We start from the raw sequence: 22,686 nt of genomic DNA on the forward strand, positions 1-22,686 counted from the left end.
ATAAAATGAAAAAAGAACTTATTTTTTTAGTACTGTTGTTTGTTCAGGCTGTGTCATATGCACAGCCTCGATTTGACTGCAGTGTTTTTAAACCAGCCAAACCTAGAACATCTGAACCTGTTCAAATACTATACAATGCAAAGGATAAAGATCTTGAATTTAGCGATGCAATAAATGCGGCCTGTTTTCTGTTCGAAGATTTTTCGTGGAGGCAAATTAGTCTTCCCATGGACAAAAATGCAGCGGGAATATGGACAGCCACTGTACCCGTTAAACCGTCGACAGCTTTTATAGCGGTAAAATTCTATCAGGGCGAATTTGATCATCCCGACGTAACAGATAACAATCAGGATCGGGGCTATGCGGTAGCTTTAAGTGATGCGAAAGGAAAAGCTGTTCCTGGCGCCTACCTTGGAGAAGCTGCTTTCCAGCAGCCTGAGATCGCTGGCGGGGGAATTTTTTCATACTATAATACGCAGCCGGCTGCGATGCCTGCTGACTATATGAGAAGTTTAGCGGATAAGGAATTTGCCTCATCAGGTAAACAATACCTTCGCTATTTTCAGTCATTTATGAATTTACAAAAATTGGCTTTGGGGGATGCTTTTCCTGCATATGCCAGAAAGCTGATTACGCAGCAATTACAACAAAAAGATTTAAGCGATGAAGTGCTCGGTCAGCTTTATTCGTTTGCTAGTTCAAGACTAAAAGACAATGAAGTGATACAATTGATCGAGAAAAGGGTTAATACCGATTATCCGACAGGTGCAACCGCTCGTTTTATTGCTTATAGTAATACGATGAGTGGCAATCACAGTAACGCTGAAATAATCACTTCCTATGAAAAGTTTTTACAACGTTTTCCTGTTCAGCAGTGGCGTCAGCATCCCAATGGTCAGGGGTTTATCTATTATGCGGTATACCGAGGACTAGGATCGGCATACTTCGAAACCAAACAGCTCGACAAGTTTGCGAAGTTATACGATGATCTCGATTTTAGAACAGGAAATGAGTTGATGCGCTGGAACATTATGCGTGCCTATATGTTTAAAATGGTCGGTAAAGATAGCCTCTATCAGGTGTCTGAAGCAATCCTACCCAAAATGATTGCTCGTCGCGGCGATAATTCTTACAAAGATGATTTTGATCGTCAGGCTCAGGCAGATTCCAATGTGGTAAAAAATTTAGATGACCGCCTTTTTACGCATATTTCTTTGCTAAACGATCTTAAAAAATATGCGGAAGCGCGAAAATATTTTTTACTGCTCTCTGAAGATGGCAAATACAATAACGCCGAACTCAATCAAATTAATCTTCAAGTGCTGGAGGCACTAAATGATGAAAAGCAAATTTTGCCTTTACTGGAAATGAGTGCCCGTTACAACGCAATGACTCCGCGGATGTTTGATAAACTAAAATCAATTTACTTAAAAGGACACCTCAATGATGATAGTGGCTATCAAGCTTATCTGGCGGGGTTAAAATCGGACGAGGAAAAAGCTGCCATGCAAGCCTATGTAGACCATAACTGGGTGGATCATCCGATGCCTGACTTTCGTCTGGAAACGGCTGAAGGGCTATTTATCACACCAGAGGATTGGAAAGATAAAATTGTTGTTGTGGATTTTTGGGCGACCTGGTGCCGCCCATGTATCATGGCATTTCCGGGAATGCAGCTTTTGGTCGACAAATATGCACAGAATAAAGAGGTTGCGATATATATGCTTGGAACCATGCAGAATGGGAACTATAAAGATAAATCCGTGAACTATGTTCGTGGGGAAGGCTTCCGTTTCAATTTATTGCACGACAGTGTGAATCCAAAGACTAACGGGCAAGATCTCGTATTCGGACAATTGGTTCCTCTATTTGGTGATTCATCCATTCCACGCAAGATCATTGTTAAAAACGGTCGTGTGCGCTATTGCTCAGGCGGGTATTCAGGAAGTCCCAGTAAATTGATGGATGAACTATCCCTTGCGATTGAAATCCTTAAACACGAAAAATAGATTTAAATCAAGATACAATATGAATAGGAAAGCAACGAGTTTACTCGTGGGAATGCTTGGTGTGGGGCTATCGCTGCAGGCGCAGATGAATCCAAAATATAAATTTGAGGAGGCACTTAAGCTTATTCAGCAGAATTATGTCGACCAGGTAAATGAAGAACATTTGGTAGATGCCGCGATTAGGGCGATGATATCTGATTTAGATCCCCATTCACGGTACACTAGTCGTGAGGAAGCGGAGCAGATGAATGTGGCCATGAGTGGAAGTTTCGCTGGAATTGGCATCCAATTCCTAAAAGACAATGAGCAGACTTTCGTCTCTAAAGTAAATGCTGATGGGCCAGCCATGCGTGCAGGATTACGCGTGGGCGATCAGATACTCCGGATCGATGGCGATAGCATCGTTGGGGAAAAATGGGGCAACCGCGAGATTATGGAAAAATTGCGTGGCGAAAAAGATGTGCCAGTTTTGTTAACGATAATGTCTCCGGGAAGCAAGGAAAGTAAGGAGATAAGCATTATTCGCGAAAATATACTGGAGAAATCTGTTCGCGAAAGTTATATGGTCGACAACCAGATTGGTTATATTTCCCTTTCAATTTTCAATCAGACTACGCGTCAGGAAATAGACGCTGCCTTAAAGAGTCTCAAAGATAAGGGTATGAAAAAATTGATCCTAGACCTGCAGAGTAATGGTGGCGGATATGTGCAATCTGCTATTGGTGTCGCTGACGAGTTTTTGCCCAAAGAAAAAATTGTCTTTTATTCCGTACCAAACCAAGGCGGAAAAGATTACTACTTCACTGGTGGTTATGGTCAATTTTATGATGGAGAATTGGTCGTTCTAATTGATGAATCTACGGCTTCAGCCAGTGAAATCGTTACAGGAGCACTTCAGGACTGGGATCGCGCCGTGGTCATCGGTCGACGCAGTTTTGGAAAAGGGTTAATGCAGAAACCCGTCCCATTACCCGATGGTTCACAAATGCAGCTTACCGGCGCACGTTACTATACCCCCTCCGGTCGGTCGATTCAGAAACCCTATACAAAAGGAAAGGAAGATTATTTTCAGGATTTTAGTCGCCGTATGGCATCCAAAGAGCTGCTGGAAGAAGGACATATTTCTTTTCCAGATTCCTTAAAGTATAGCACTTTGGGAAATAAAAGAACGGTGTATGGAGGCGGCGGAATTATGCCAGACCGTTTTGTGCCTATCGATACCAATGAATATAGCACGTGGATGGCACAGCTGATGAACAACGGTATTGTCGCTAAAGGAGGGATTGAATTTGTGCAGCAAAATCGTACAGCGCTTCTGAGTGCATATCCGAACTTTGATGCATTTAATTCCCGCTTTAAAGTCCCTAAAGAAGTTCACCGCCAACTAGTTGCTGGAGCACATAAGCGATCCATTGCGATCCCGTCGGAAAGTCATCTAGACGCTCATGATGCCATTGATATTGAATTTAAAGCACAGGTTGCTTCTTTGCTTTACACCGGTGGCGATTATATGGCACGTGTCAGAAATGAGTCGAACAAAAGTTTCAAGGAGGCCTTATTTGTCCTTCGTGATGATAAGCTTTATAAACAACTATTACAGACAAACATCGTTGGGCAAAGCGTAAAAATAGGCGTGACGAAAGTGTCTAAATAGATTTTAGGATAGTACAAGAATTATTATATGAATATGAAGAAGATAAAATGGGCTTTAGCGTTAGCCTGCATATTGCCAGCTTTAGGATATGCGCAACAAAATTATACCTTGCAAGGAACTGTAGGTAAACTAAACAAACCTGCAAAAGCCTATCTTCGTCTTAATTATGACGGAAAAGAACGCATTGATTCCGTAGATATGAAAGACGGAAAATTTGAGTTTAAAGGAAGCATTCCTTCACCGATGGAAGCACATTTGCGTATCATTCACGACAATGCTCCTTTTAATCCCGCTAAACCACCCAAGCAGGATATACTAGCATTTTTGATAGAAGGAACAACGATCAAATTCGCAGCTGCAGATTCTATCAAACATGCGAAAATAACTGGATCGCCTTTGAATGCTGAAAATGAACGGGTTAATACCATGTTAAAACCAATATACGATCAGTATGAGGGACTTGAAAATGAGTATAAATCCAAATCGCTTGCAGATCAACAAGATCCCAAATATATCAAAACCCTAGAGGATCGGGCTAATGCGATACAACAGCAGACGATAGATGCAAAACTGGATTACGTCTCCAAAAATCCCAAAAGCTACATGGCATTAATGGCTTTTAACTCCACATTACCACCCGAATTTGATGCCATCAAAGCCGAAAAAATATTTGGCACATTGGATCCGAGTTTACAGAACTCTATTCTCGGAAAGGATCTTGCTAAGCGTATCGCTTTGGTCAAAAAAACAAGCGAAGGGGTAGAAGCACAAGATTTTACACAACCCGATGTGGACGGTAAACCGGTCAAGTTATCGGACTACCGTGGAAAGTATGTCCTCATTGATTTTTGGGCATCTTGGTGTGCCCCTTGCCGTCGTGAAAATCCAAATTTAGTAAAAGCCTACGCGAAATATCAGAAACAAGGCTTTGAAATTCTAGGGGTTTCCATGGATAAAGCCGCAGATAAAGCGAAATGGTTAAAAGCTATTCAGGATGATGGACTGACTTGGAAGCAGGTGGGTGATCTTAAGGGATGGGAAAATGAAGCTGGGGCCATGTACGATGTCAAGGCTATTCCCATGAATTTCCTGGTTGATCCAAATGGAAAAATCATTGCTAAATATTTGCGTGGTGAAGAGTTAGATAAAAAACTAGCTGAAATTTTTGGCAAATAGTTAAAACCTGCACTGGTAGACTTTGCTCAGTGTAGTCATATGTTTAGTTAGTGGAGACGGTTGCCCCCTCAAGGCAGCCGTTCTTCCTTTTGCGCAATCAGCCTTCCATTCCTACTCTGCAAATTGAAAGTAAACTAAAACTGCCTGCGACGATAAGGTTAGCCAAAGTCATTCAAAACTGAAATGGATCTACATCGTCAGATCCGTCGGCATATGCTGAGTTCATAGATAATAAATTGTGCCTTCGATACAAGGATTTATTTTATTTTTACCTTTCTAATGAACGTACATGATCAGCAAAACAATCTTAATAAAAGATAAGCTCGAGCCCAAGAAATTGTTAAAGATTGCAGCATTTGACAATTCAAAAGCTGTAACCAAACCGCATAGGCACAATGGATACCTGGAACTTGTATTTTTATCGTCCACATCGGGGCGCCATGTAATTGATGGCCATGAAAGCCCTATCAAAACGCCCTGCGTACTGATCATTCGGAAGGAATCTGTACACCATTGGGAGCTGACGACCCCAATCGAAGGTTTTGTGCTCTTGGTAAAAAAATCATTTATAGACCTGAGCTTAGATCTTGAAATCGCTAGAATGATCGATGAGATCAGTAAATTAGACACCATATATCTTAAAGAAAACGGGATCATACCCACCCTCCTCAGGCTATTAGCACAAGAAGAAAACAAAATATGCCAAGAGGGATTGTTTAGATCATTATTGGCTAAGGTACTCGAAAATACAGACAAAACCGAGCAACCCACATCGCTATCCAACGATTTATATGTCAGATTTATTGAACTATTAAATACGGATTCAAAAATCATCAATAATGTTGCTTACTATGCGAATCTGCTCCATACAAGTCCTCAAAATCTGACTGCTGCCTGCAAAAAAGACACAAATAACACGGCTTCCCAGATACTGGCAACCTATATTATCAAAGAGGCAAAGAGACTTGTTTTCTATACCAACAAGTCTACCGCCGAAATTGCTTTTTCATTGGGCTTCACCGATAAATCAAACTTCTCAAAATATTTCAAAAGATTTACTGGCTTTACACCTTCAGAATTCAAGAAACAATATGACTAAAACTCCTTCTCACCAAACTCACTCTTAGGTAGCTTTGAGGATTGACTTAACTTGTGAATATTAAAATTAAGGTTGAGCATCACTATATTTTTTTCATAAATATAGTTGGTAGTCGTAAAAAAATCATTGGAGGATGTCGTAATACGTTGTTCATTGACTCCCCAATTGCCAAGTTCAATGAACTGCCATTGGAGCTGTGCTTTGATCGCCCCTTGCAAAAAAGCCTTACTCAGATTAAAGTGAGGGGTAAAAAATCTAGAATCTCTTCCTTGTACCGTAGGCCTTGCAGAGAGGTAATTAACCTGTAGACCCGTGCTCCAATCCTTAGCGAAATCTGCTTGAACCCCAGCATTCATGGAATAGACCCAATCACTATTGCTAGTTATCATTTTATAAGTCAATACCTGTCCTGAAATTTTATAACGATATAGGTTCACTCCACCATTCATTCTTAACCAAGGAAGGATCTTCCCCTCCCCTCCTATTTCTGCTCCCCATCGTGTAGCGTAATCTGCATTGGTAAATACCCGATTGAGGATGGTATCTGCATAGACAGAATTAACGCGTTGGACTGGATTTTGCGTGTGTTGGTAGTATGTATTTAAGAATATACTTCCCTTTTTTAACTTCTTTACGACACCTGTCTCAATATTCGTTGTAAACTCTGGCAACAAGGTGGGATCCCCTTGTTCTAAGGTCTCTGAGTGTTCACGTTCGGGTATAGGATTAAGCTCAAAATTGTTATTGCGTTGAACCCGCCGCGCAGCAGCAAACTTCCAGGACCAATCGTCGCTTAGGCTGTGGATCAAACTGAAAGAAGGATACAATTGGTGGACAGCGTATGGATATTCTACCCCAGTATGAACTAAAAGTACATCACGTTGATAATATTCATAACGAAGTCCAAGTGAAAGCTGTGTCCTTTCACGTTTATGATCATATTGGCTAAAAATAGCATGTACCCTATTTGTTGCATTTAATTTCCCTGTAAATTCAGGAATAATTTTCATGGCCTCACCTGGCTTTTCAGTGGCGAAATATTCAAAATTACCGCTCTGCCTATCGTTTCTTAATTGGTAACCACTTAAAAGCTCACCATGTGGCAATTTCCATTGATGTTGGACAGATATCCTTAATCCGCGTAAAGGATTGGTGTAATTGTTATTTGTCCATTGGACAGTATCAATCCCGCGTTCGATATTCGCATTCTTGGTCGATCCATAGATATTGGCATATTCATAAATTGCAGCTGCCTGCAAGACATGGGCGTCATTGAATTTATACTGATAATTGAAATCAATAAGATAGAACTCCCCCTGTTTATTCTGGAGATTAGAGTTAAAATAATTTGTTGTTGAGAGTTCAGCTCCTGTTGAAGGTTGGATCGTTCGATTTGTATAATAGATATCTGCTAATCGGTCCTGGAATTTCCTTGATGCCAGCAAACCAAGATTAAATTGCTGTTTCTTGGACAGCTCATATACACCGTTCAGTCTGACCCCAAAATTGTATTTGTCAAAACTACGTTCGCCTTTAGACGGGAAGAAAGTCTGCCTATCCCCAATGATGGTATATACGTCACCTTCTCGAAAACCGGCGTTGTCATTGCGCAGATAATTGGCCGAACCATTCAGCTCGAGTTTATCTTTTTTGAGCTGGAAAGAAATATCTCCGCCAAATCGCTTTTGGCTTTTGTGATTCCCATAATTGTCTATACTGGGCAATCCCCCTTGAAGATTGATTATCCAGCCAAATCCATCCGATACAGCTTTTTTTGTCTTAAGATTGATTATCCCTCCTTTGCCGTCAGGATCAAATTGTGCTGATGGACTGGTGATATATTCGACATCGTTCACATCGTTCGCTGCAATCTGGCTTAAAATTGTTGCTGGATCTAAAAACGAAAGCTTACCATTGACAAGAACAATAATACCTGTATTCCCCCGCATACTTATATTACCGTTTCCATCCACAGCAGCGGATGGTAGATTTTTTACAATATCCAAAGCTGTACCACCGACCGCGTTTTTATACTGGCTAGTTTGATAAAGTTGTCTATCAGCTGAATGCTTCTGCGCAGCAAGCTCTCCATCAATCTTGACTTCGGTCAAGCGCTGTTCTGTACCCACCAGCGGTACTTCTGCAAGAGCGACCGGACTTTTTCCATCAAAATCCACAACGTGTTTTTTCTGACGATAACCGATAAATTTAAAAACAATAGTGTATTGTCCTTTTTTCAGTTTGAAGAAACGGAAACTACCTACTGAGTCTGCTACCGTCCCATCGACAACATGACCGCGCATATCGAGGACAGCTATACTGGCAAAAGAGATTGGCGAATTTGTAATAGAATCCTTGACACTTCCAAAAAGTACGGCTTTTTGTGCAAGCGCTGTTGTTATCGACAATAAAAGGCAGAGTAGGGTAATTAGTCTTTTCACTGATGTTTAAGTTTCCCCAAAAATAGAAAAGTTAATAACCATGCAACAATTACTTGAAAATTATACCACAGTATTTTCAAATCGACCCCAATAATGATGTATTTCTATTTCTTATCCTATGCCAAGTCGATCAAATAACAAATCTATTAGATTTGTAAGACTGCAAATGATCAAAATCCAAATTGAATGAAATAGCGGAGTATCAATTGTAGGCTATACTGAAAAAGAAAAAATAACCCAAAAATATAAAGCTATGCAAAAGATTATTCCAAACCTTTGGTTTGACAGCAACGCACATGAAGCCGCAGAATATTACTTATCGGTTTTCAAAGATGGAAAAATAATCAATATTACGTATTACCCGAATTCAGAAGCCGAAGGACTGGCTGATTTCCAGAAAGACTTTGCTGGAAAAGTGCTTACCGTTGAGTTTGAGATTCTGGGAATGCGTCTTATCGGAATCAATGCCGGACCGATATTCAAATTTAACGAGGCTATCTCGCTGATGATCCCCTGCAAAGATCAGGCTGAAATAGACTACTATTGGGAAGCACTCACATCGGATGGAGGACAGGAGAGCGTTTGTGGGTGGCTGAAAGACAAATATGGATTAAGTTGGCAGGTTTGTCCTGAAAATTGGGAGGAACTCAACAAAAGACCCGGCGCATTCAAAAAAATGATGGGAATGAAAAAAATCATTATTGCCGATTTTTAAAACTAATTAACGACAAAGCCATGTTCCAGCACGTCCTAGTCATACTGCATAACGCAAAAGGGTGATCGGATGACCACGCCATGCTAAACGAGGAATGGGATTTTCATTTCTTTGTATTTCGGGCATGTTAGACAAATTAAATATACAAATCAATTACTTTGTACTAAATTTTAGATAATGGTCTTTCATCGGTATCCCATCTGCAGTCCGGAATGCTTTTCCTGTCATGATAATTTCATAGGTCTTGTTCGGTTCCAATTCCCAATCAATGATAACAGACTTCTTATCTGGGGAATAGCGTTGTCCTTTTATCACCGGAAAACTTTCTTTGGAGATTCCCCTAAATGACCGTCCCTGTCCTAATAGCGGCTTGTCAAAATTTATCTTCAGCTCCCCTAATGTACTGCTGACATTAATTTGTCCATCCTGAATTCCCTCAAAAGATATGATTTTTGGTCTTTTTTCTTCAAAGGTCTTATCTAAAGAAGAAATATCTGTAGCATAGGATTGATAAGCCTTGGCAAGTACAGGCATATAGCTCTCTAAACTGGGATATCTGTTTCGTTGACGGTCAAAGTTTTCAAGTTCATCAACAAGTTTTTCAATCCAAAGAAATCCCCTATCTAGCTGTTCATTGGTTTCTTTTGAGATTTCTTCGGAGCTGAAATTGTGATCTTTTTGATATTTGATAACCGCAGCTCGAACCAACGCCTCGTTCAACATCGTTTGCCAGCTACCATAGGCCTGCCCGTTCATTTTCTCCTTCACGATGCTATATAATTTTACACCGCTGTCTCTAAAAATTGTCGTGTCTTTTTCTAGTAAATAATTAACAAAGGAGTGGTTAAACTCGTGAAGTAATGTAGGGAAATAGCTCTGTAACGGAAATTGCGCCATGCCAAGACTATCCATATTCCATGTGCCCATAATAGCATAGACTTCCTTATGACCCTGTGGATTTTTAATAGCTACCCCATAGTTACCGCCACCATTCCCCAAACCATTCACAACCAAAAACTTTTCGGATGGTTTCTTACCATAGAATTTAGGATACCAGTCCAATTCAATATGTTCATAAATTGGAAGAAAACGCTTTTGTACCTCATTGTACAGTGCCTGGTTATCCTGAAAAAATCGTTTACTATTACTGTCTTTGTAAAACTTCTTTAACAGTGTTGCGAATTGAAGAGCATTAGCTCTACTCCACCTTTTGTCTAGGGTTTCGTCGATATTTTTTTGCTTAATGCTGAATTTATCATCTAGATGTATAGCCATACTCATCACGGCATCGTAACCTATGCCATTTTCATTTTTAATCTTATTGACAAAGGTGATCAATTCGTGTTCTTTAAAAGGACCGTAGTGTTGATTGATCCGATCAACATAGCTCTTAAAAATAGTTGAGCTATACTCTTGATTGCCGGCAAGTCTAAATACTATACTTAGAATCTCGATACGCTCATCAACTTTTGGCTTATCCATAATTTGATTACGCTGCCCATAGGTAAGCATAAATGATAAACTGAATAGGACAATCAATACATATTTAGAAGTTTTTTCGAACATATTGGAAATAGGTTTTACTATCTTTTATTTATTTGATACATGTATGGGGATTCCAAATAGTTTGCCAATAAATATAATACGCTATTTGCCAACACACTATGACTGAATTCCTTTTTTAATACTGACCGTTATTGAACACTAGCCGTTCAGTATTGAACAGGCTGTCAGCCGTTTTCTATAGTCTTTTTATTCACTAATACATATTACAGGAAATTAAAAAGGAAAGATCCCGATGTTAAATCGCAGTTAGAATATTATAAAAAATATTGGACTCCATAAATTTCGACGAGTTGATAAAACATCTTTATCTCTTAAAAGTAATGAATGTATAGCGTTATATAATTGGCAGATGCTTTCCGTTAGATCTAATTTGTTTTCGACAGGTATGTTATTATTTTTTTAATATCCAAACTTGATTTTTTCCATCATAGCTTCCAGAAAGGTTATTTTGTTTTATATCTATAAGTTTATAATTCTTACAGGGCGACTTTTGATCAATTTTTGAATTATAGTTAATTTTGAAGGCCTTGGAGTTAAGTTGTATGTAGAATGTACTGGATTCAACTTTATCCAAAATAATCATAATAAATTTCCCTTCCCTATTGATGCTATATTTCAGAGGCACACCCATGTCATTCATGATTATCTTATAAATCTTTATCTGGTCTACTGGATATTGCGCTTGGTCACCAAAAAGCAATTCTTTCCCATTTGCTATCAGTGTTAAAATCGATCCGTCGAATTTTATCATGGTTGGTTCATATTGGATGACATTTATATCATCAGAATTGTTAACCAAAATCTAGTGGGTAAATTAAAAGTTATTGAAACCTATTGATCGCTAGATCGAATTAACCTCTTATTCTCGTTACCGTCATTTGGGGAAGCATTTTCCCATTTCATTTCCTTCGTATTCAATTTTTTAATCAGATATTGTTCTGTATATATCTTGCGCTCATCGTAGAGCGTCACTAAAGTCTTATCATTGCTCAATACATAGGTCCGGGAAATAGTCGTGTCTCGATTTGAAAGCGCATCATAGATATTTTTAACACAGGTCATATCTGAATTGAATTTGTAGGTAACGGAACCATCAACGGCCATTCTAGGATCATCATTTGCCACGGTCCATTTGCCGATCAGGTTATCAATGGCTATCTTTTCATCTTTTTTACAAGAGCTAAGAATGACAATGATGATGGCTGGAAGTAGGATTTGTTAATGAGTTATATATTTTGCCTTTTTACCTCCTGTTTTGTAAATTCAAAACCATTAAAGCCATATTATGAAGCTAGTTGTAAAAATACCTCAGATCTGTATTATTATATTACTACTATTGGGATATAAAAACGGAACCTTGGCAAAAGCTGCTGCAATATCACGGTCAACAGATTCATTAATCGTACTGCATTTTCAAACGAATGACTCGCTGGTTTACAGTCGGGAGGATTTTGACAATATTTTAAGTAATCATCCTGAATTTCTATTTGAAGAGGCTTTTGATCCTACATTGAGCTATCACCTCCAACACGATGTGGAGTTCACCAGCGAGGCTGGACAGGATAATTATTGTATGCTCTATTCCTACTTCTTAATGCAGGTAAATGGTGAGCAGAAATATACTACGCAGCGCAAAAGATTATTTCAGCTATTTTCAAAAATAAATGAATTATTTGCATTAATAGAACAAGGAGGTTCGTACTTTGGACATCAGCACAAAAGACTACTCGCGGAAGTAGAATATTCAATTTACCTAATTCCAAAAGATAAGAGCGGGCTTCGGAAAACATATGCTATCAACAAACAAAAACAGCTGTATATTCAGGGCCTACGGCAGCTTGTAACTGATGAAACAGCGAATAATGGGGGAATTGAACCTCAGCGGAAATTAAATCAAATCAAACGGCTTAACGCAATAATAGACGACATAAATCAACTCATTGCGGATAATTCCGCTCTAAGGAGGGCGCAATATTTTCAAAGCAATTATTACGAATATTACTAAACAGCAGGCAAGTGTCGTATATAAACTATCAAAAAACTTGCAGATGAATCCAGTTACTAAGTGGAATGTGAAAAGGTGTGGAAATTTCTTTTTGTCAAATGATTTTCCAATTGGTTTTAAATAGACTTCGGAAAACAAGACTATCGAATTTGAGAAAATTTACTGCACATTTACTGCTTCTTAAATTGGGGGGTATTTAGGAAAAGTTATTCTATAACTCAACTTCTAGTGCTCTTGCAAATACCTTTAATTCTAATCCGCTATAAAAACTTATATAGTACAATGATCGTCCAGAACTATCAAACTCAGCTAGCTCATTGCCCTTTTCAAACCGACCACGGTACAACAGATCAATAGTCTTAATTTCAGCAAAGAAATCTTCGTCAAAAACAAGCAAGCAAGTCTCCATAACAGTATCTATGAACACTAACTCAACTAGATCATAATTAAGATCAGTTTCGAGGTCGATACGTTTAAAATTAAGACGAAATTCACTGGATGCTGCGTTATATGCTAATCTAACACAGTCGTAATCATTATGTAGATCAAGATAAATACCATCCAAATCTATCGCTGCATCGTTTTTAAATAATTCAGATTGAGGTAAACTAAACTTTCTCTTTATTTTTCCCCTAGTCATTTCTTAGTTCTTTAAATGTAGACTCGCATTTAACGATATATTATGCTATACTTTAACTCATATTAATAATTCCGATCAATAACAGCGAAGGTATCATGCCGTAGCTCATAGGGTCTAAAACTCCCCAATTGCATATCTATAATTAATAAGGCTCTCATTTATGAAACAATATTGCAAAAGTTTAGGATATGGAAATGCTTTTAACCAGTAAAAATACTCCTAGTCTTCTATAACAAAATCGATCGATTTATTAAATTCTTCCTTTTCCGATCCTGACAGTTGATCACGCATGGCTCGGATCGTATAACCTCCACGTAATATTCCCTTATCTAAATACATCCAATCTGATATATTCTGTTTATCAATCACCACGGTATCGCCAAAAGCGACCTCTTTTGTAGAGACCGGACTGTTAGAGACAACGCCGGTAAATTGACCATTTTGATAGCTGATATCGCCGACCCAAATATGCTCTAAACTTTTATCAGGAGTATCATATGCTATTTTAAGTGCAAATGCTTCATACCCTTCTTGCGGTTTTTCAACAGCCTGTACAAACTGGTTGAGTGAGTTTTTCGCCTTTACTATAGCTGCGTTCATTGCTTCATCATCAGAACGGAAACCGATAACCTCATCATTTTCAATTTTATCTTTTATGGACGGAGACTGGCATGCCAGCAGCAGCGCACTACTGACGGCAACAAATAAAATAGGTCTTAAAATATTTGATCTCATCTTTTAATATTTTGCATATACAATCTTTACTGAGCGATTTAAATAGCGCAAAAGAACTCGGCTTTAGCATTTCGAATTTCGTCGACAACGTTTACCTTCTTTTAAAGGGCATTTTTTTAAACAGCATATCCTAAAAATAAGAAAAATTGTGGTATTCGGAGATGGCGCACTTTTTTCGGCACAACATCATCCCCAGATCAGTTTTGTGTTTCACGATAATCTGAAGAAATACCGAATTGTCCCTCATTCAAAGATCCTTCCCAATCTATATCAATTTTCACGTTAATATGTGCGCGAAAACAGTTTATATTCAACAATTTTTTGCTATGTTTAGTTGTCAAACCTTTTATGATGAGCATACACAGTATAAATAGAGATTCAGGACATTACAGTATTTCAACAGGTTTTGAAGAGGCAGATTTAAAGGCTCTTGCAAAGGATATCAATACAAAATCCATCCAATTTTCCGATCCTTTATCAAATAAGGAAATAGATTTATTGGAAAGGATCTTCTTCTCCCAAAGGCCAGATATTGCATTACGGATTTTTGGACATTATGCTACAGCTTGTGACTTAACTTTTCTGGAGCGTATCCCTTCTCTAAGAAGGATTTCAATAGATTGTCTGATCGAAGCTACAGGAATTAATACTATCGCCCAGCTCAAAAACTTAGAAATGCTAGCTGTGGGTATTTTAAATTTGGATAATTTTGATTTTTTAGAAAAGATCAATCCCCATCTAAAAGAATTATCCTTATATCGCACCAGATCCAAGAAACCGCAAATTGACTGTATTGAAAGATTCAAAAACCTAGAATACCTCTATCTTGAAGGACACCAAAAGGGAATCAATGCAATCAGCAAACTAAAGGACCTCAAAAAAATTGTTCTCCGCTCGATCTCGACTCCCAACATTGATTATCTTAATGGCTTAAAATACCTGTGGTCCGTCGATATTAAGTTGGGGGGAATAAAAAGCTTTGAGGCACTAAAAACCTTACCATCTATTAAATACCTAGAACTTTGGCAAGTACGTGCACTTTCGGATCTATCATTCATTTCAGCGTTACCCACACTCCAAAATCTGTTTATCCAATCGCTGAAACAGGTAACTATCTTCCCAGATCTATCTAGCAATAAAATACTGAGACGGATTTCACTCGAAGATATGAAAGGATTATCTGACCTATCTTCCTTAAAAAATGCTCCAAATCTACAAGAATTCATTATTTGGAACGGAAATCAAAATGCCGAAAATTTCATACCTGTATTTGAAAATACTAATGTAAAAAGTGTCGGCGGCTTTTTGGGCAGTGATAAAAGAAATAACCGCTTTGCCGAACTAGCTCGGCAGTATCACAAAAAGACCTTTAAGAATGATGATTTTGTTTACGAATAACCTCAAAAAAATCTACTTAAAACGCTTGGCATTCGAGATGAATGACCGTATTTTCTCAACAAGGTGAATAGCAAAAATGGGCAGTAGACATGGAAAAACGAATAAAAAATAGCCATAACTGATCGATTTAAAACGAATTGCATTGGACAGAACAACAGATATAATCACGATTAAGTCAATTGACCAAATTCCGACAGTAGATGAAATTAAATCCATTTCAAGGGAAATAGCTTTAAAGATTATTTTTGAAGGAAAGACGAATAAACAACGGGAACAAGTCGGACACTACCTCGAACATGCACTTTCAGGTTTCCAAGTTTTGACCCATACGGTCGAACCTGAACTAAACATTGTAAAGCTTATTACAGATCAAGAGATTGAAGACCAACAGGACTTTTTCGAACAATGTGCGAAAGATTACAGGAAACTAGGTGAGCAATTAGTATTTCTATTGGTCGACAAACTTGAATTAAACTTAAACAAGGATTTTCCACTTGATACATTTAACGAGTTAAAACGAGACGATCGACAGATAGGAACAGTTGCTGAATGGAGATATTTCATCCATGGTTTTCACTGCGGTTTTCAACATTTGACAACGGAACAATGTATTGAGGTTCCTCTTGCCTTTGGACTCGAGTTTGGCGATTTAGATCCATATTTTTTTATGAAATTTATCCTGTCGTCTCCAGGCTATAGGCCTCTGCCAATTCCCCTATTTGTAGAATATGCCGACGGTTTAAGAATAATAAATAAAATGACCGCACTAGGAAAATTTGAAGAAATCCCTTCTACTGTTCCTGGCCACACTGGCACTTTTGTCGCAGATAGAGAGAAAGTTGAGATTAAATACGACCCGAATTTAGAAAAAATATTCGGAAAGCATATTGAGGGAATTAAGAAGAAATCCAAATTCAACCTTTGGAAGTTTCTTGGTGATAGAATAAACCAACGCAATCGATAAAGTTTCTTAAGAAATTAAAAATGATCCAACTAATCTTTGGAAGGAAACCGAAGACAATAGAGAATACTATATTGTTACATTTCCCATTAACCCAGACATTGACACTGGATTTACAATGAACTATGCCGCGCAAGTATATATTTGGAAAGATAACAAAAAACCTTTTATCATCTTTTTAGGGCAAAATGGAATGGGATATCCACCAAATTGGGGGCAACAATAAATGGAAACAAACAAATTAACTGTATTCATATTTATCATACCAAAATGCTATTTAATTTTGCTCGTATCAACAGGCCAAGTATCCGTTCTAAAAGGAGCGACAGGTAAGCCTTCTTTACTAAATAAATTGCCAATCCCCGTATTACTAAATTGGTACCGAACAGCCACTGGATTTTTTACCTGCTTATTTGAAACAATCATCTGCTGACCCTTTAGTTTTACAATGGCAGGATAAAATATCTTATCGACTCCCGAAATAAAAATTTCCTTACCTTCGTTTCCTTTTATTGTCAGACCGGATTCAGCATGGTCAAAATCAACCACAATTTGATTATTCTGCACGACAAATGACTTGTACATTGGGCTTTTATAATTACCTATACTTAGGCCATAAGTTTCCGACAAAGCATAGTTTGCAAGACGTAAACCAACGTCTTTTTTATTTGTCGGATGGATATTCAATGTATCGTTGACCAAATCTGAAATGACAACCATACCTGTATTTTCTGTTGCGAGAGTCTTAGTCTGTGCTTCTCGGAGTAGGGCTCCTACATGATGGTTGGAATACCTATTTGGCGCAATCTGTACATAATAGAAAGGGAAATTTTTATGCCAAGACTTCCGCCAGGATGCAATCATGGTCTCCATTAATTGGGTATAACTCGAAGCTGTTTCAACATTGCTTTCTCCTTGATACCATATCGCGCCAGCAATATTAAAATTAGTAAACGGTGCGATCATTGCATTATAGGCATAGCCTGGTGCAATGGGCCACCATGATGTAGATTTCTTTTGAGATGCCGCATCTTTTAAAATGCTATTATTTTCAATCAGTTCTGCAGGGGTCCATACCTCGGCTGGGGTACCGCCCCAGTTGCTACTAATCAAACCAATCGGAACATTCAATTCTTTGTTGAGGACTTTTCCAAAATAATAGGCAACTGCACTGAAATTTTTCAGGGCATTGCTGTCACAAACCATCCAATTTCCTTCATTATTATCTTGTACCGTTTGTGCAGTTGTCTTAGTCACTTGAAATAATCTAATATTAAGCTTGTCAAGTTGTGAAAACTCATCTTTAATACTGGAAATACCATTGTAATAGTTCCATTCCATATTGGACTGCCCACTGCAAACCCACACTTCACCAATAAATACACTGTCAAGAACAATTTTATTTTCTCCTTCAAATACAATCGTATAGGGTCCTCCAGCTTTCGGAGTATGAACTGACGTTTGCCATTTAGCATTTCCATCTGCTGTTACCTCCACGGTCTTATTGTCCCATGATGTGGTAATTCGGACTTTTTCACCCGGCTTGGACCACCCCCATATTTGGGACAACGATTGTTGCTGTAGCACCATATTGTTGGCCAGAATACTCGGTAACCGAATGTTCGCACGCGATGATAACGCAAAAAAACATAGAATTAGAAAGAAAAGAAATTTGTTCATAATATTGATTTATAGTGTAAGCTATCCACAAAAGACCTCTTCGAATAATAGTACAATTCGAAGAGGTCTTTTTATTTTGGTATATTAACTATCGCGATTCTAATATACGCACCTTCTGCAGATGTCAGCGAAAAATAAATTCCCTTTAACATATTTCCCAATAATGCGCCAATGGTATGCCAGTAGCCTAATAACAGCCATAGATTGTCAAATCTGGCTCTGCCAACCGGAACACCTTGTTCATTGTAGGGCGATAGATGTGTCGGCATAAGCAAAGCTACCTGTAAAACAACTCCTTAAGGTCTATCTCCTGCACGACCTTGGTTACGTCCGTCCTAGAAATACCATTGCTCTGGAAATGAAAGCCGCACAAGCGTACTTCGCTAAGGATAAAAAAAACTGCCTCAACAGTTGAGCAGTTTTTTTATAGGGTATTAATCCAACTTTTGATTATTGTGCGAGAAATCATCTACTTGCTTTTCGCCGATGACTACATCACCGCGGATGGATCTTAAGTAGCCTTCAAAAGCGATATTCAATCCTTCAATAATCACTTTATCATGTGCATCAATGTCGCCCAGTATTTTCTTGTCGTCATAGCTATCGCCAACGATTGCCAAAACGCAGTTCGAGCTTTGTTTTGGAAAAAGTCCAACACCTATTATTTCCTCGCCAAATTTCACAAACCAGGTTTCTTCGTGATGGTCGTCCGTCGTGTTTGGTATATGTATGGCCTGGCCGAGGTCCTCACATTTAATCATATCAAAATTCATTGTGCTCTGTTTATGTTACATAGCTAAGACAGCACTAAAAGGAATATTGTTTTTAGAAACTTCGTCACGATTTCGCCTTTTCCGGTGCAAACGCAGGGACTATAAATCGAGGTTTTTCTGAGCTCCGGAAGATGCTTGCTAAATTTCGGCTACCTTGGTAAATAACCCCGGATAATTGACCACTAAACCCAAATGATCTACTTCAAGGTCGGCATCAAAATCTTTCGGAACATTCTTGTATTGAAAGGTTAACATGTTCGTTTTCGAATAGTTCTGATGAACTGGTTTTATGCCGTCGTTTAGAATATCAAAATAGAGCACTTTGATATCCGTACTCTCACCGACTTCGAGATTCAAACTATTGATCGGAAGTGTATTGGTAAATGGTGTGAGGGAGATATCAATATAATCAATACCCTGAAAATCGATTATAATCGATCCATTTATTTCCCAGTCATTTTTAACTTTATTTCCTTTTATTCTTTTATTAACGCCATTCACTTCATATTCTAAATCAAGACCTTGAACATTCCAATGCTCGTCAATCTTCAAATGATATTTGAGGGTATAGATTTTATCTTCATAATACCCAATAATGTTGGAATCGACCATAAAAAAGCCTCCCTGTTGTGTCAGTTTAAAATATTCGAGGGAATTGTAGATAATGCCCTTCCAAATTAATATTTTCATCTTTAAAATTTATTTATCGCTCATTTTTGCAGAGACTTTAATCAAAATTGTGGCGCATTAAGGCATTTTAAAAAAACTTTTTATTTGGCAAAGTATCAAAGAGCTTTTCAGCAATAACAACATAGCCATTTTCTTTGAAAGATCGCACCAGAATTTCATGAGCCGCGGATCTGGCGTAACTATAATGAGCCGAGTTTTTTATTGCATTTTTTTTTTAAGATTTTATTCAATTCAATTATGTTTTCTTTATATCTTGGATATTTTCGAATATTTCGAACACTATGATTTTGATTGTTTACTGTACCCACTTCATCAAGCTCAAAAAAGACCTCGTCAATTAAAAGTCCGTTTAAAATACATTTAGAAATATATTCCGCACTTTGCTCAAACTGTGGTACTGTCTTTAAATGGTTATATATAATCTGCTTCGCATGGTCTCTTTGCTCTCTTTCAATTGCTGTCATTGGTAACATAAGCAGAAATAATTGTTCAAACTGTTGAAGTGATAACAGTTCATCCCAAGTTAGAAACCAAGCTTCAAAATGCCCACCTAACTTCCCAAAGTAAATGTCGTTAAGAAAAAATCTAATTTCATGATCTTGAAATTCAATTAAGAAGGTCGTATCTCCATCTAATTTTCCTTCGATAAATTTTGAAACTTCTCCAAAGTCATCTAGCGAAAAAAATCGTTCTTCCCATTCCGCTAATTTTTCTTTGTCAATGCCGATAACTTCTAATGCTTCGTCAATGTTGATCTCGTTTATTTCGTCGTATCCATTGAACCATTTAATATAGCTATACCAAAAGAATGTATTGTCTTTTATGTTGTTTTGTGTAATTTGTCTATTCATATTTAGATACTGTTATTCAAATTCGATACGGCAAGCCAATTTATTTAAGGTACGATTCTAAATGCTATGCTTTTGGTACGGGAGCATTTGCCGCAATTAATTTTTCATGTTTTAATTCTTCCCAAAAATCGGCGGAAATTTTAGTCTTGAAAGATTCCGCATTTTGAATGGCCTGCTTTACGGTATGTGCTCCGGGTATCACTCCTGAAACCTCGTCTGGTGCTGCAGCGAATTGCAATGCAGCTGTCCGCAGGTCTACAGCATGATCGTCAGCCACCCTTTGTAAAGCATTCAACTTTTCTTTAACCCCAGCAGGAAACGTTCCATCATACAGATAGCGGTCCCTGCCTGACAGAAATCCAGCACACAGTGGTGCGCCTACAACAATCGACAACCCTCTCTCAGCGATCTTTGGGAAAACCTTATTCAAATCGTCATCATGTTTAATCAACGAATATTGGCAGGCTGAAAGAAAAATATCGGGATCTGCCACGTCTAATGTTTGCAAAATTGGTTCGATGGTATTGACACCTAGCCCCCATCCTTTTATTATGCCTTCTTCTCTCATTTTAGTCAGCTCGGGCATCGCTCCTTTCGCCGCTTGCTCAAAGTAACTTCCATAGCTGTCTTTCATATCACCATTGTCGGGTGAAAGATCATGAATATATACGATATCTATAGATGATAATCCCATGCGCTGTAAGCTATCCTCTACGCTTTTTCTCACACCGGCAGCACTGTAATCGTATTGATAACGAAAATTCATTTTACCCTTCCATAACAACTGTTCCATGGTAAAGTCCTCTTTAGGTTCTAAGAGTCGTCCTACTTTAGTGGAAAGGGTAAAGCTGTCGCGTGGCTGATCTTTTAAAAACAAGCCCATTCTGCGTTCGCTGATGCCTAATCCGTACCATGGGGAAGTATCAAATAATCGTATCCCAGCATTCCAAGCTGCTTCTACTGCTTGGAGACATTCTAGATCTGCGTTTTGCTGAAAGCCATTCCCTAATGCCACGCCACCAAACCCGGCTTTATTATTGGAGCGAAAACGTCTGTGTTTGCTTAAATTATCAGGTTTTACCATACTAAGTTCTTTAATTGTTCTTACCAAAATATTAGGTGCCGCTGCGCTAAAGATTAAGCCCGATCCTGCAAGGCCTGTTTGCACTATAAATTTTTTTCTTTTCATACGCGGCACCTTATCTAAATTCCCTTGACTGTTCTATTTATTTGCAATGGCCAAATTCAATATGCATATAGCAATCAGGATTCTTGCTAAAAAAACCATTCTCAGGCCTGCTTTGTTTTAGAAGATCATCACTATAGCAGACCATCGCTATCGCATGAAGGACGATCGCATACTATTAGTGACCACACCAAGAAATAGATTGGTATGATCAATCACACTGAAAAAAATTAGAAATAGTTGATCCCCGGCAATACGTTTTAGACCTTTTCCAATAATTGTACTACCGATTTGACAAAGCGGAAATCAAAATTAAGAATTTTTAAAAACGATCTTCTCCCCACTCATGTCCATCTCTAAAAAGAATTATGGCAAAATCGAATCAAAATCAGCAACAAATGCCAAACGAGCATTTACATGAGTTATTTGTAGACGAATTAAAAGATATTTTAGGCGCGGAGAAACAGCTCTTAAAAGGTTTAAAGAAAATGAGCAAAGCCGCAGAAGACGAACAATTAAAACAAGCATTTGAGGAGCACCACAGCCAAACTGAAGGACAGATCGAGCGGCTTAAAGAAGTATTTGGAGCGTTGGGCATTGCTGCCCGCGGGAAAAAATGTAAAGCTATGGAAGGTCTGCTGGAGGAAGCTGATGAAATCATCGAAAATTTTGAAGGCGATCCAGCACTAGATGCGGCACTCATTTCTGCAGCCCAAAAAGTTGAACATTATGAAATCGCCAGCTATGGTTGCCTTGTCACATTTGCAAAATTAATGAACCATACTGAAGCCGAGCAATTGCTTCAACAAACACTAGATGAGGAAAAGCAAACCGATACATTACTCACAGAAATAGCCGTCTCGTCAGTAAACGAGTCTGCGTCATAAGTTAATAAATGCCCGGTAATCCGGGCATTTATTATACCTGTGCAATCGTCCATTGAGGTATCTTTAGCAAAACACATCCTATCCCTAGCCACAATCACTTTATTTTCTTCAAAGCTTAGTTATTCCTTTCATCAGCCTAATTGAAAAACAGGACAAACACGTTTTCACCGTAGTTGTACCATAAACATCAATTGTTAAAACGATTGTTACCTTGCTCCTC

21 protein-coding genes are annotated in these 22,686 nt (G+C 38.3%); 9 read left to right on the top strand and 12 right to left on the bottom strand.

Annotation, left to right across the window (positions count from 1 at the left end; translation table 11 throughout):
• The first annotated feature begins 5 nt into the window (after positions 1–5).
• The 4 genes from B3P16_RS06955 (at position 6) to B3P16_RS06970 (ending at position 5,938) form a co-directional block, all read left to right on the top strand.
• Positions 6–2,009 (top strand): TlpA family protein disulfide reductase, encoded by a 2,004-nt coding sequence (locus B3P16_RS06955; RefSeq protein ID WP_286842044.1) that lies wholly within the window; start codon positions 6–8, stop codon positions 2,007–2,009.
• A 19-nt stretch (positions 2,010–2,028) separates the two neighbouring features.
• Entirely contained in the window at positions 2,029–3,663 is a 1,635-nt protein-coding gene (locus B3P16_RS06960) for a S41 family peptidase (protein WP_286842045.1), read from the top strand.
• 33 nt (positions 3,664–3,696) lie between these two features.
• A complete protein-coding gene (locus tag B3P16_RS06965; RefSeq protein WP_286842047.1) occupies positions 3,697–4,839 on the top strand; it encodes a TlpA disulfide reductase family protein in 1,143 nt (380 codons plus the stop codon).
• A gap of 289 nt (positions 4,840–5,128) precedes the next feature.
• Positions 5,129–5,938: a helix-turn-helix domain-containing protein gene (locus B3P16_RS06970; protein ID WP_286842048.1), complete on the top strand. Its 810-nt coding sequence runs from the start codon at positions 5,129–5,131 to the stop codon at positions 5,936–5,938.
• Here the strand turns inward: B3P16_RS06970 and B3P16_RS06975 are convergent.
• A complete protein-coding gene (locus B3P16_RS06975; RefSeq protein ID WP_286842050.1) occupies positions 5,935–8,379 on the bottom strand; it encodes a TonB-dependent receptor in 2,445 nt (814 codons plus the stop codon). The two genes, B3P16_RS06970 and B3P16_RS06975, sit on opposite strands and share 4 nt — an antisense overlap.
• A 253-nt stretch (positions 8,380–8,632) precedes the next feature.
• On the opposite strand from B3P16_RS06975, the gene B3P16_RS06980 reads away from it, so the two are divergent.
• Positions 8,633–9,094, top strand: a complete 462-nt coding sequence (locus B3P16_RS06980; RefSeq protein WP_286770975.1) for a VOC family protein — start codon at positions 8,633–8,635, stop codon at positions 9,092–9,094.
• A gap of 153 nt (positions 9,095–9,247) precedes the next feature.
• On the opposite strand, the gene B3P16_RS06985 is transcribed toward B3P16_RS06980, so the two are convergent.
• The 3 genes from B3P16_RS06985 to B3P16_RS06995 all read right to left on the bottom strand — a co-directional run bounded on the left by B3P16_RS06985 (position 9,248) and on the right by B3P16_RS06995 (position 11,785).
• The gene (locus tag B3P16_RS06985) at positions 9,248–10,660 is read right to left on the bottom strand and encodes a DUF4932 domain-containing protein (protein ID WP_286842052.1); all 1,413 of its coding nucleotides are present in this window, start codon (positions 10,658–10,660) and stop codon (positions 9,248–9,250) included.
• Positions 10,661–11,051: 391 nt separating this feature from the next.
• Entirely contained in the window at positions 11,052–11,411 is a 360-nt protein-coding gene (locus B3P16_RS06990; RefSeq protein ID WP_286842054.1) for a hypothetical protein, read from the bottom strand.
• 80 nt (positions 11,412–11,491) lie between these two features.
• Positions 11,492–11,785: a hypothetical protein gene (locus B3P16_RS06995; protein ID WP_286842055.1), complete on the bottom strand. Its 294-nt coding sequence runs from the start codon at positions 11,783–11,785 to the stop codon at positions 11,492–11,494.
• Between the two features lie 160 nt (positions 11,786–11,945).
• Here B3P16_RS06995 and B3P16_RS07000 point away from each other — a divergent pair, with 160 nt between their 5' ends.
• Positions 11,946–12,665 carry a hypothetical protein gene (locus B3P16_RS07000; protein ID WP_286842057.1) on the top strand — a complete coding sequence of 240 codons (720 nt, stop codon included), beginning with the start codon at positions 11,946–11,948 and terminating at the stop codon, positions 12,663–12,665.
• A gap of 211 nt (positions 12,666–12,876) precedes the next feature.
• Here the strand turns inward: B3P16_RS07000 and B3P16_RS07005 are convergent, their stop codons facing one another.
• Both B3P16_RS07005 and B3P16_RS07010 read right to left on the bottom strand, forming a co-directional pair.
• Positions 12,877–13,305 carry a hypothetical protein gene (locus B3P16_RS07005; RefSeq protein WP_286842058.1) on the bottom strand — a complete coding sequence of 143 codons (429 nt, stop codon included), beginning with the start codon at positions 13,303–13,305 and terminating at the stop codon, positions 12,877–12,879.
• A 219-nt stretch (positions 13,306–13,524) separates the two neighbouring features.
• Positions 13,525–14,040: a YegJ family protein gene (locus tag B3P16_RS07010; RefSeq protein ID WP_286842060.1), complete on the bottom strand. Its 516-nt coding sequence runs from the start codon at positions 14,038–14,040 to the stop codon at positions 13,525–13,527.
• A 348-nt stretch (positions 14,041–14,388) separates the two neighbouring features.
• On the opposite strand from B3P16_RS07010, the gene B3P16_RS07015 reads away from it, so the two are divergent.
• Both B3P16_RS07015 and B3P16_RS07020 read left to right on the top strand, forming a co-directional pair.
• Positions 14,389–15,438, top strand: coding sequence for a hypothetical protein (locus B3P16_RS07015; RefSeq protein ID WP_286842061.1), 1,050 nt, complete (start codon positions 14,389–14,391; stop codon positions 15,436–15,438).
• Between the two features lie 142 nt (positions 15,439–15,580).
• Positions 15,581–16,402 carry a DUF6896 domain-containing protein gene (locus tag B3P16_RS07020; RefSeq protein ID WP_286842063.1) on the top strand — a complete coding sequence of 274 codons (822 nt, stop codon included), beginning with the start codon at positions 15,581–15,583 and terminating at the stop codon, positions 16,400–16,402.
• A 270-nt stretch (positions 16,403–16,672) separates the two neighbouring features.
• Here the strand turns inward: B3P16_RS07020 and B3P16_RS07025 are convergent, their stop codons facing one another.
• The 6 genes from B3P16_RS07025 to B3P16_RS07050 form a co-directional block, all read right to left on the bottom strand.
• On the bottom strand, positions 16,673–18,079 hold the full coding sequence (locus B3P16_RS07025) for a sialate O-acetylesterase (RefSeq protein ID WP_286842064.1): 1,407 nt from the start codon (positions 18,077–18,079) through the stop codon (positions 16,673–16,675).
• A gap of 71 nt (positions 18,080–18,150) precedes the next feature.
• Positions 18,151–18,348 carry a hypothetical protein gene (locus B3P16_RS07030; RefSeq protein ID WP_286842066.1) on the bottom strand — a complete coding sequence of 66 codons (198 nt, stop codon included), beginning with the start codon at positions 18,346–18,348 and terminating at the stop codon, positions 18,151–18,153.
• Between the two features lie 165 nt (positions 18,349–18,513).
• Positions 18,514–18,852: a hypothetical protein gene (locus B3P16_RS07035; RefSeq protein ID WP_070566791.1), complete on the bottom strand. Its 339-nt coding sequence runs from the start codon at positions 18,850–18,852 to the stop codon at positions 18,514–18,516.
• A 138-nt stretch (positions 18,853–18,990) separates the two neighbouring features.
• Complete coding sequence (locus B3P16_RS07040; protein ID WP_286842068.1) at positions 18,991–19,542, bottom strand: putative glycolipid-binding domain-containing protein; 552 nt, start codon at positions 19,540–19,542, stop codon at positions 18,991–18,993.
• A 179-nt stretch (positions 19,543–19,721) separates the two neighbouring features.
• Complete coding sequence (locus B3P16_RS07045; protein WP_286842070.1) at positions 19,722–20,393, bottom strand: Imm19 family immunity protein; 672 nt, start codon at positions 20,391–20,393, stop codon at positions 19,722–19,724.
• 64 nt (positions 20,394–20,457) lie between these two features.
• Positions 20,458–21,582, bottom strand: a complete 1,125-nt coding sequence (locus B3P16_RS07050; protein WP_286842071.1) for an aldo/keto reductase — start codon at positions 21,580–21,582, stop codon at positions 20,458–20,460.
• 365 nt (positions 21,583–21,947) lie between these two features.
• Between B3P16_RS07050 and B3P16_RS07055 the strand changes: the two genes are divergently transcribed.
• Positions 21,948–22,466 (top strand): ferritin-like domain-containing protein, encoded by a 519-nt coding sequence (locus tag B3P16_RS07055; protein ID WP_112375903.1) that lies wholly within the window; start codon positions 21,948–21,950, stop codon positions 22,464–22,466.
• Positions 22,467–22,686: the final 220 nt, after the last annotated feature.

The sequence above is a fragment of the Sphingobacterium sp. UBA7631 genome (assembly GCF_002483935.1).
In the GTDB taxonomy this organism is placed as follows: domain Bacteria; phylum Bacteroidota; class Bacteroidia; order Sphingobacteriales; family Sphingobacteriaceae; genus Sphingobacterium; species Sphingobacterium multivorum.

What these genes read in the sequence shown, in the direction of transcription:
- B3P16_RS07025 (WP_286842064.1), bottom strand. Translation starts at nt 18,079, where the DNA reads ATGAACAAATTTCTTTTCTTTCTAATTCTATGTTTTTTTGCGTTATCA.
- B3P16_RS06985 (WP_286842052.1), bottom strand. Translation starts at nt 10,660, where the DNA reads ATGTTCGAAAAAACTTCTAAATATGTATTGATTGTCCTATTCAGTTTA.
- B3P16_RS07050 (WP_286842071.1), bottom strand. Translation starts at nt 21,582, where the DNA reads ATGAAAAGAAAAAAATTTATAGTGCAAACAGGCCTTGCAGGATCGGGC.
- B3P16_RS06960 (WP_286842045.1), top strand. Translation starts at nt 2,029, where the DNA reads ATGAATAGGAAAGCAACGAGTTTACTCGTGGGAATGCTTGGTGTGGGG.
- B3P16_RS06955 (WP_286842044.1), top strand. Translation starts at nt 6, where the DNA reads ATGAAAAAAGAACTTATTTTTTTAGTACTGTTGTTTGTTCAGGCTGTG.
- B3P16_RS06970 (WP_286842048.1), top strand. Translation starts at nt 5,129, where the DNA reads ATGATCAGCAAAACAATCTTAATAAAAGATAAGCTCGAGCCCAAGAAA.
- B3P16_RS07000 (WP_286842057.1), top strand. Translation starts at nt 11,946, where the DNA reads ATGAAGCTAGTTGTAAAAATACCTCAGATCTGTATTATTATATTACTA.
- B3P16_RS07010 (WP_286842060.1), bottom strand. Translation starts at nt 14,040, where the DNA reads ATGAGATCAAATATTTTAAGACCTATTTTATTTGTTGCCGTCAGTAGT.
- B3P16_RS07030 (WP_286842066.1), bottom strand. Translation starts at nt 18,348, where the DNA reads ATGCCGACACATCTATCGCCCTACAATGAACAAGGTGTTCCGGTTGGC.
- B3P16_RS07045 (WP_286842070.1), bottom strand. Translation starts at nt 20,393, where the DNA reads ATGAATAGACAAATTACACAAAACAACATAAAAGACAATACATTCTTT.
- B3P16_RS07040 (WP_286842068.1), bottom strand. Translation starts at nt 19,542, where the DNA reads ATGAAAATATTAATTTGGAAGGGCATTATCTACAATTCCCTCGAATAT.
- B3P16_RS07015 (WP_286842061.1), top strand. Translation starts at nt 14,389, where the DNA reads ATGATGAGCATACACAGTATAAATAGAGATTCAGGACATTACAGTATT.
- B3P16_RS07035 (WP_070566791.1), bottom strand. Translation starts at nt 18,852, where the DNA reads ATGAATTTTGATATGATTAAATGTGAGGACCTCGGCCAGGCCATACAT.
- B3P16_RS07055 (WP_112375903.1), top strand. Translation starts at nt 21,948, where the DNA reads ATGGCAAAATCGAATCAAAATCAGCAACAAATGCCAAACGAGCATTTA.
- B3P16_RS06990 (WP_286842054.1), bottom strand. Translation starts at nt 11,411, where the DNA reads ATGATAAAATTCGACGGATCGATTTTAACACTGATAGCAAATGGGAAA.
- B3P16_RS07005 (WP_286842058.1), bottom strand. Translation starts at nt 13,305, where the DNA reads ATGACTAGGGGAAAAATAAAGAGAAAGTTTAGTTTACCTCAATCTGAA.
- B3P16_RS06965 (WP_286842047.1), top strand. Translation starts at nt 3,697, where the DNA reads ATGAAGAAGATAAAATGGGCTTTAGCGTTAGCCTGCATATTGCCAGCT.
- B3P16_RS06980 (WP_286770975.1), top strand. Translation starts at nt 8,633, where the DNA reads ATGCAAAAGATTATTCCAAACCTTTGGTTTGACAGCAACGCACATGAA.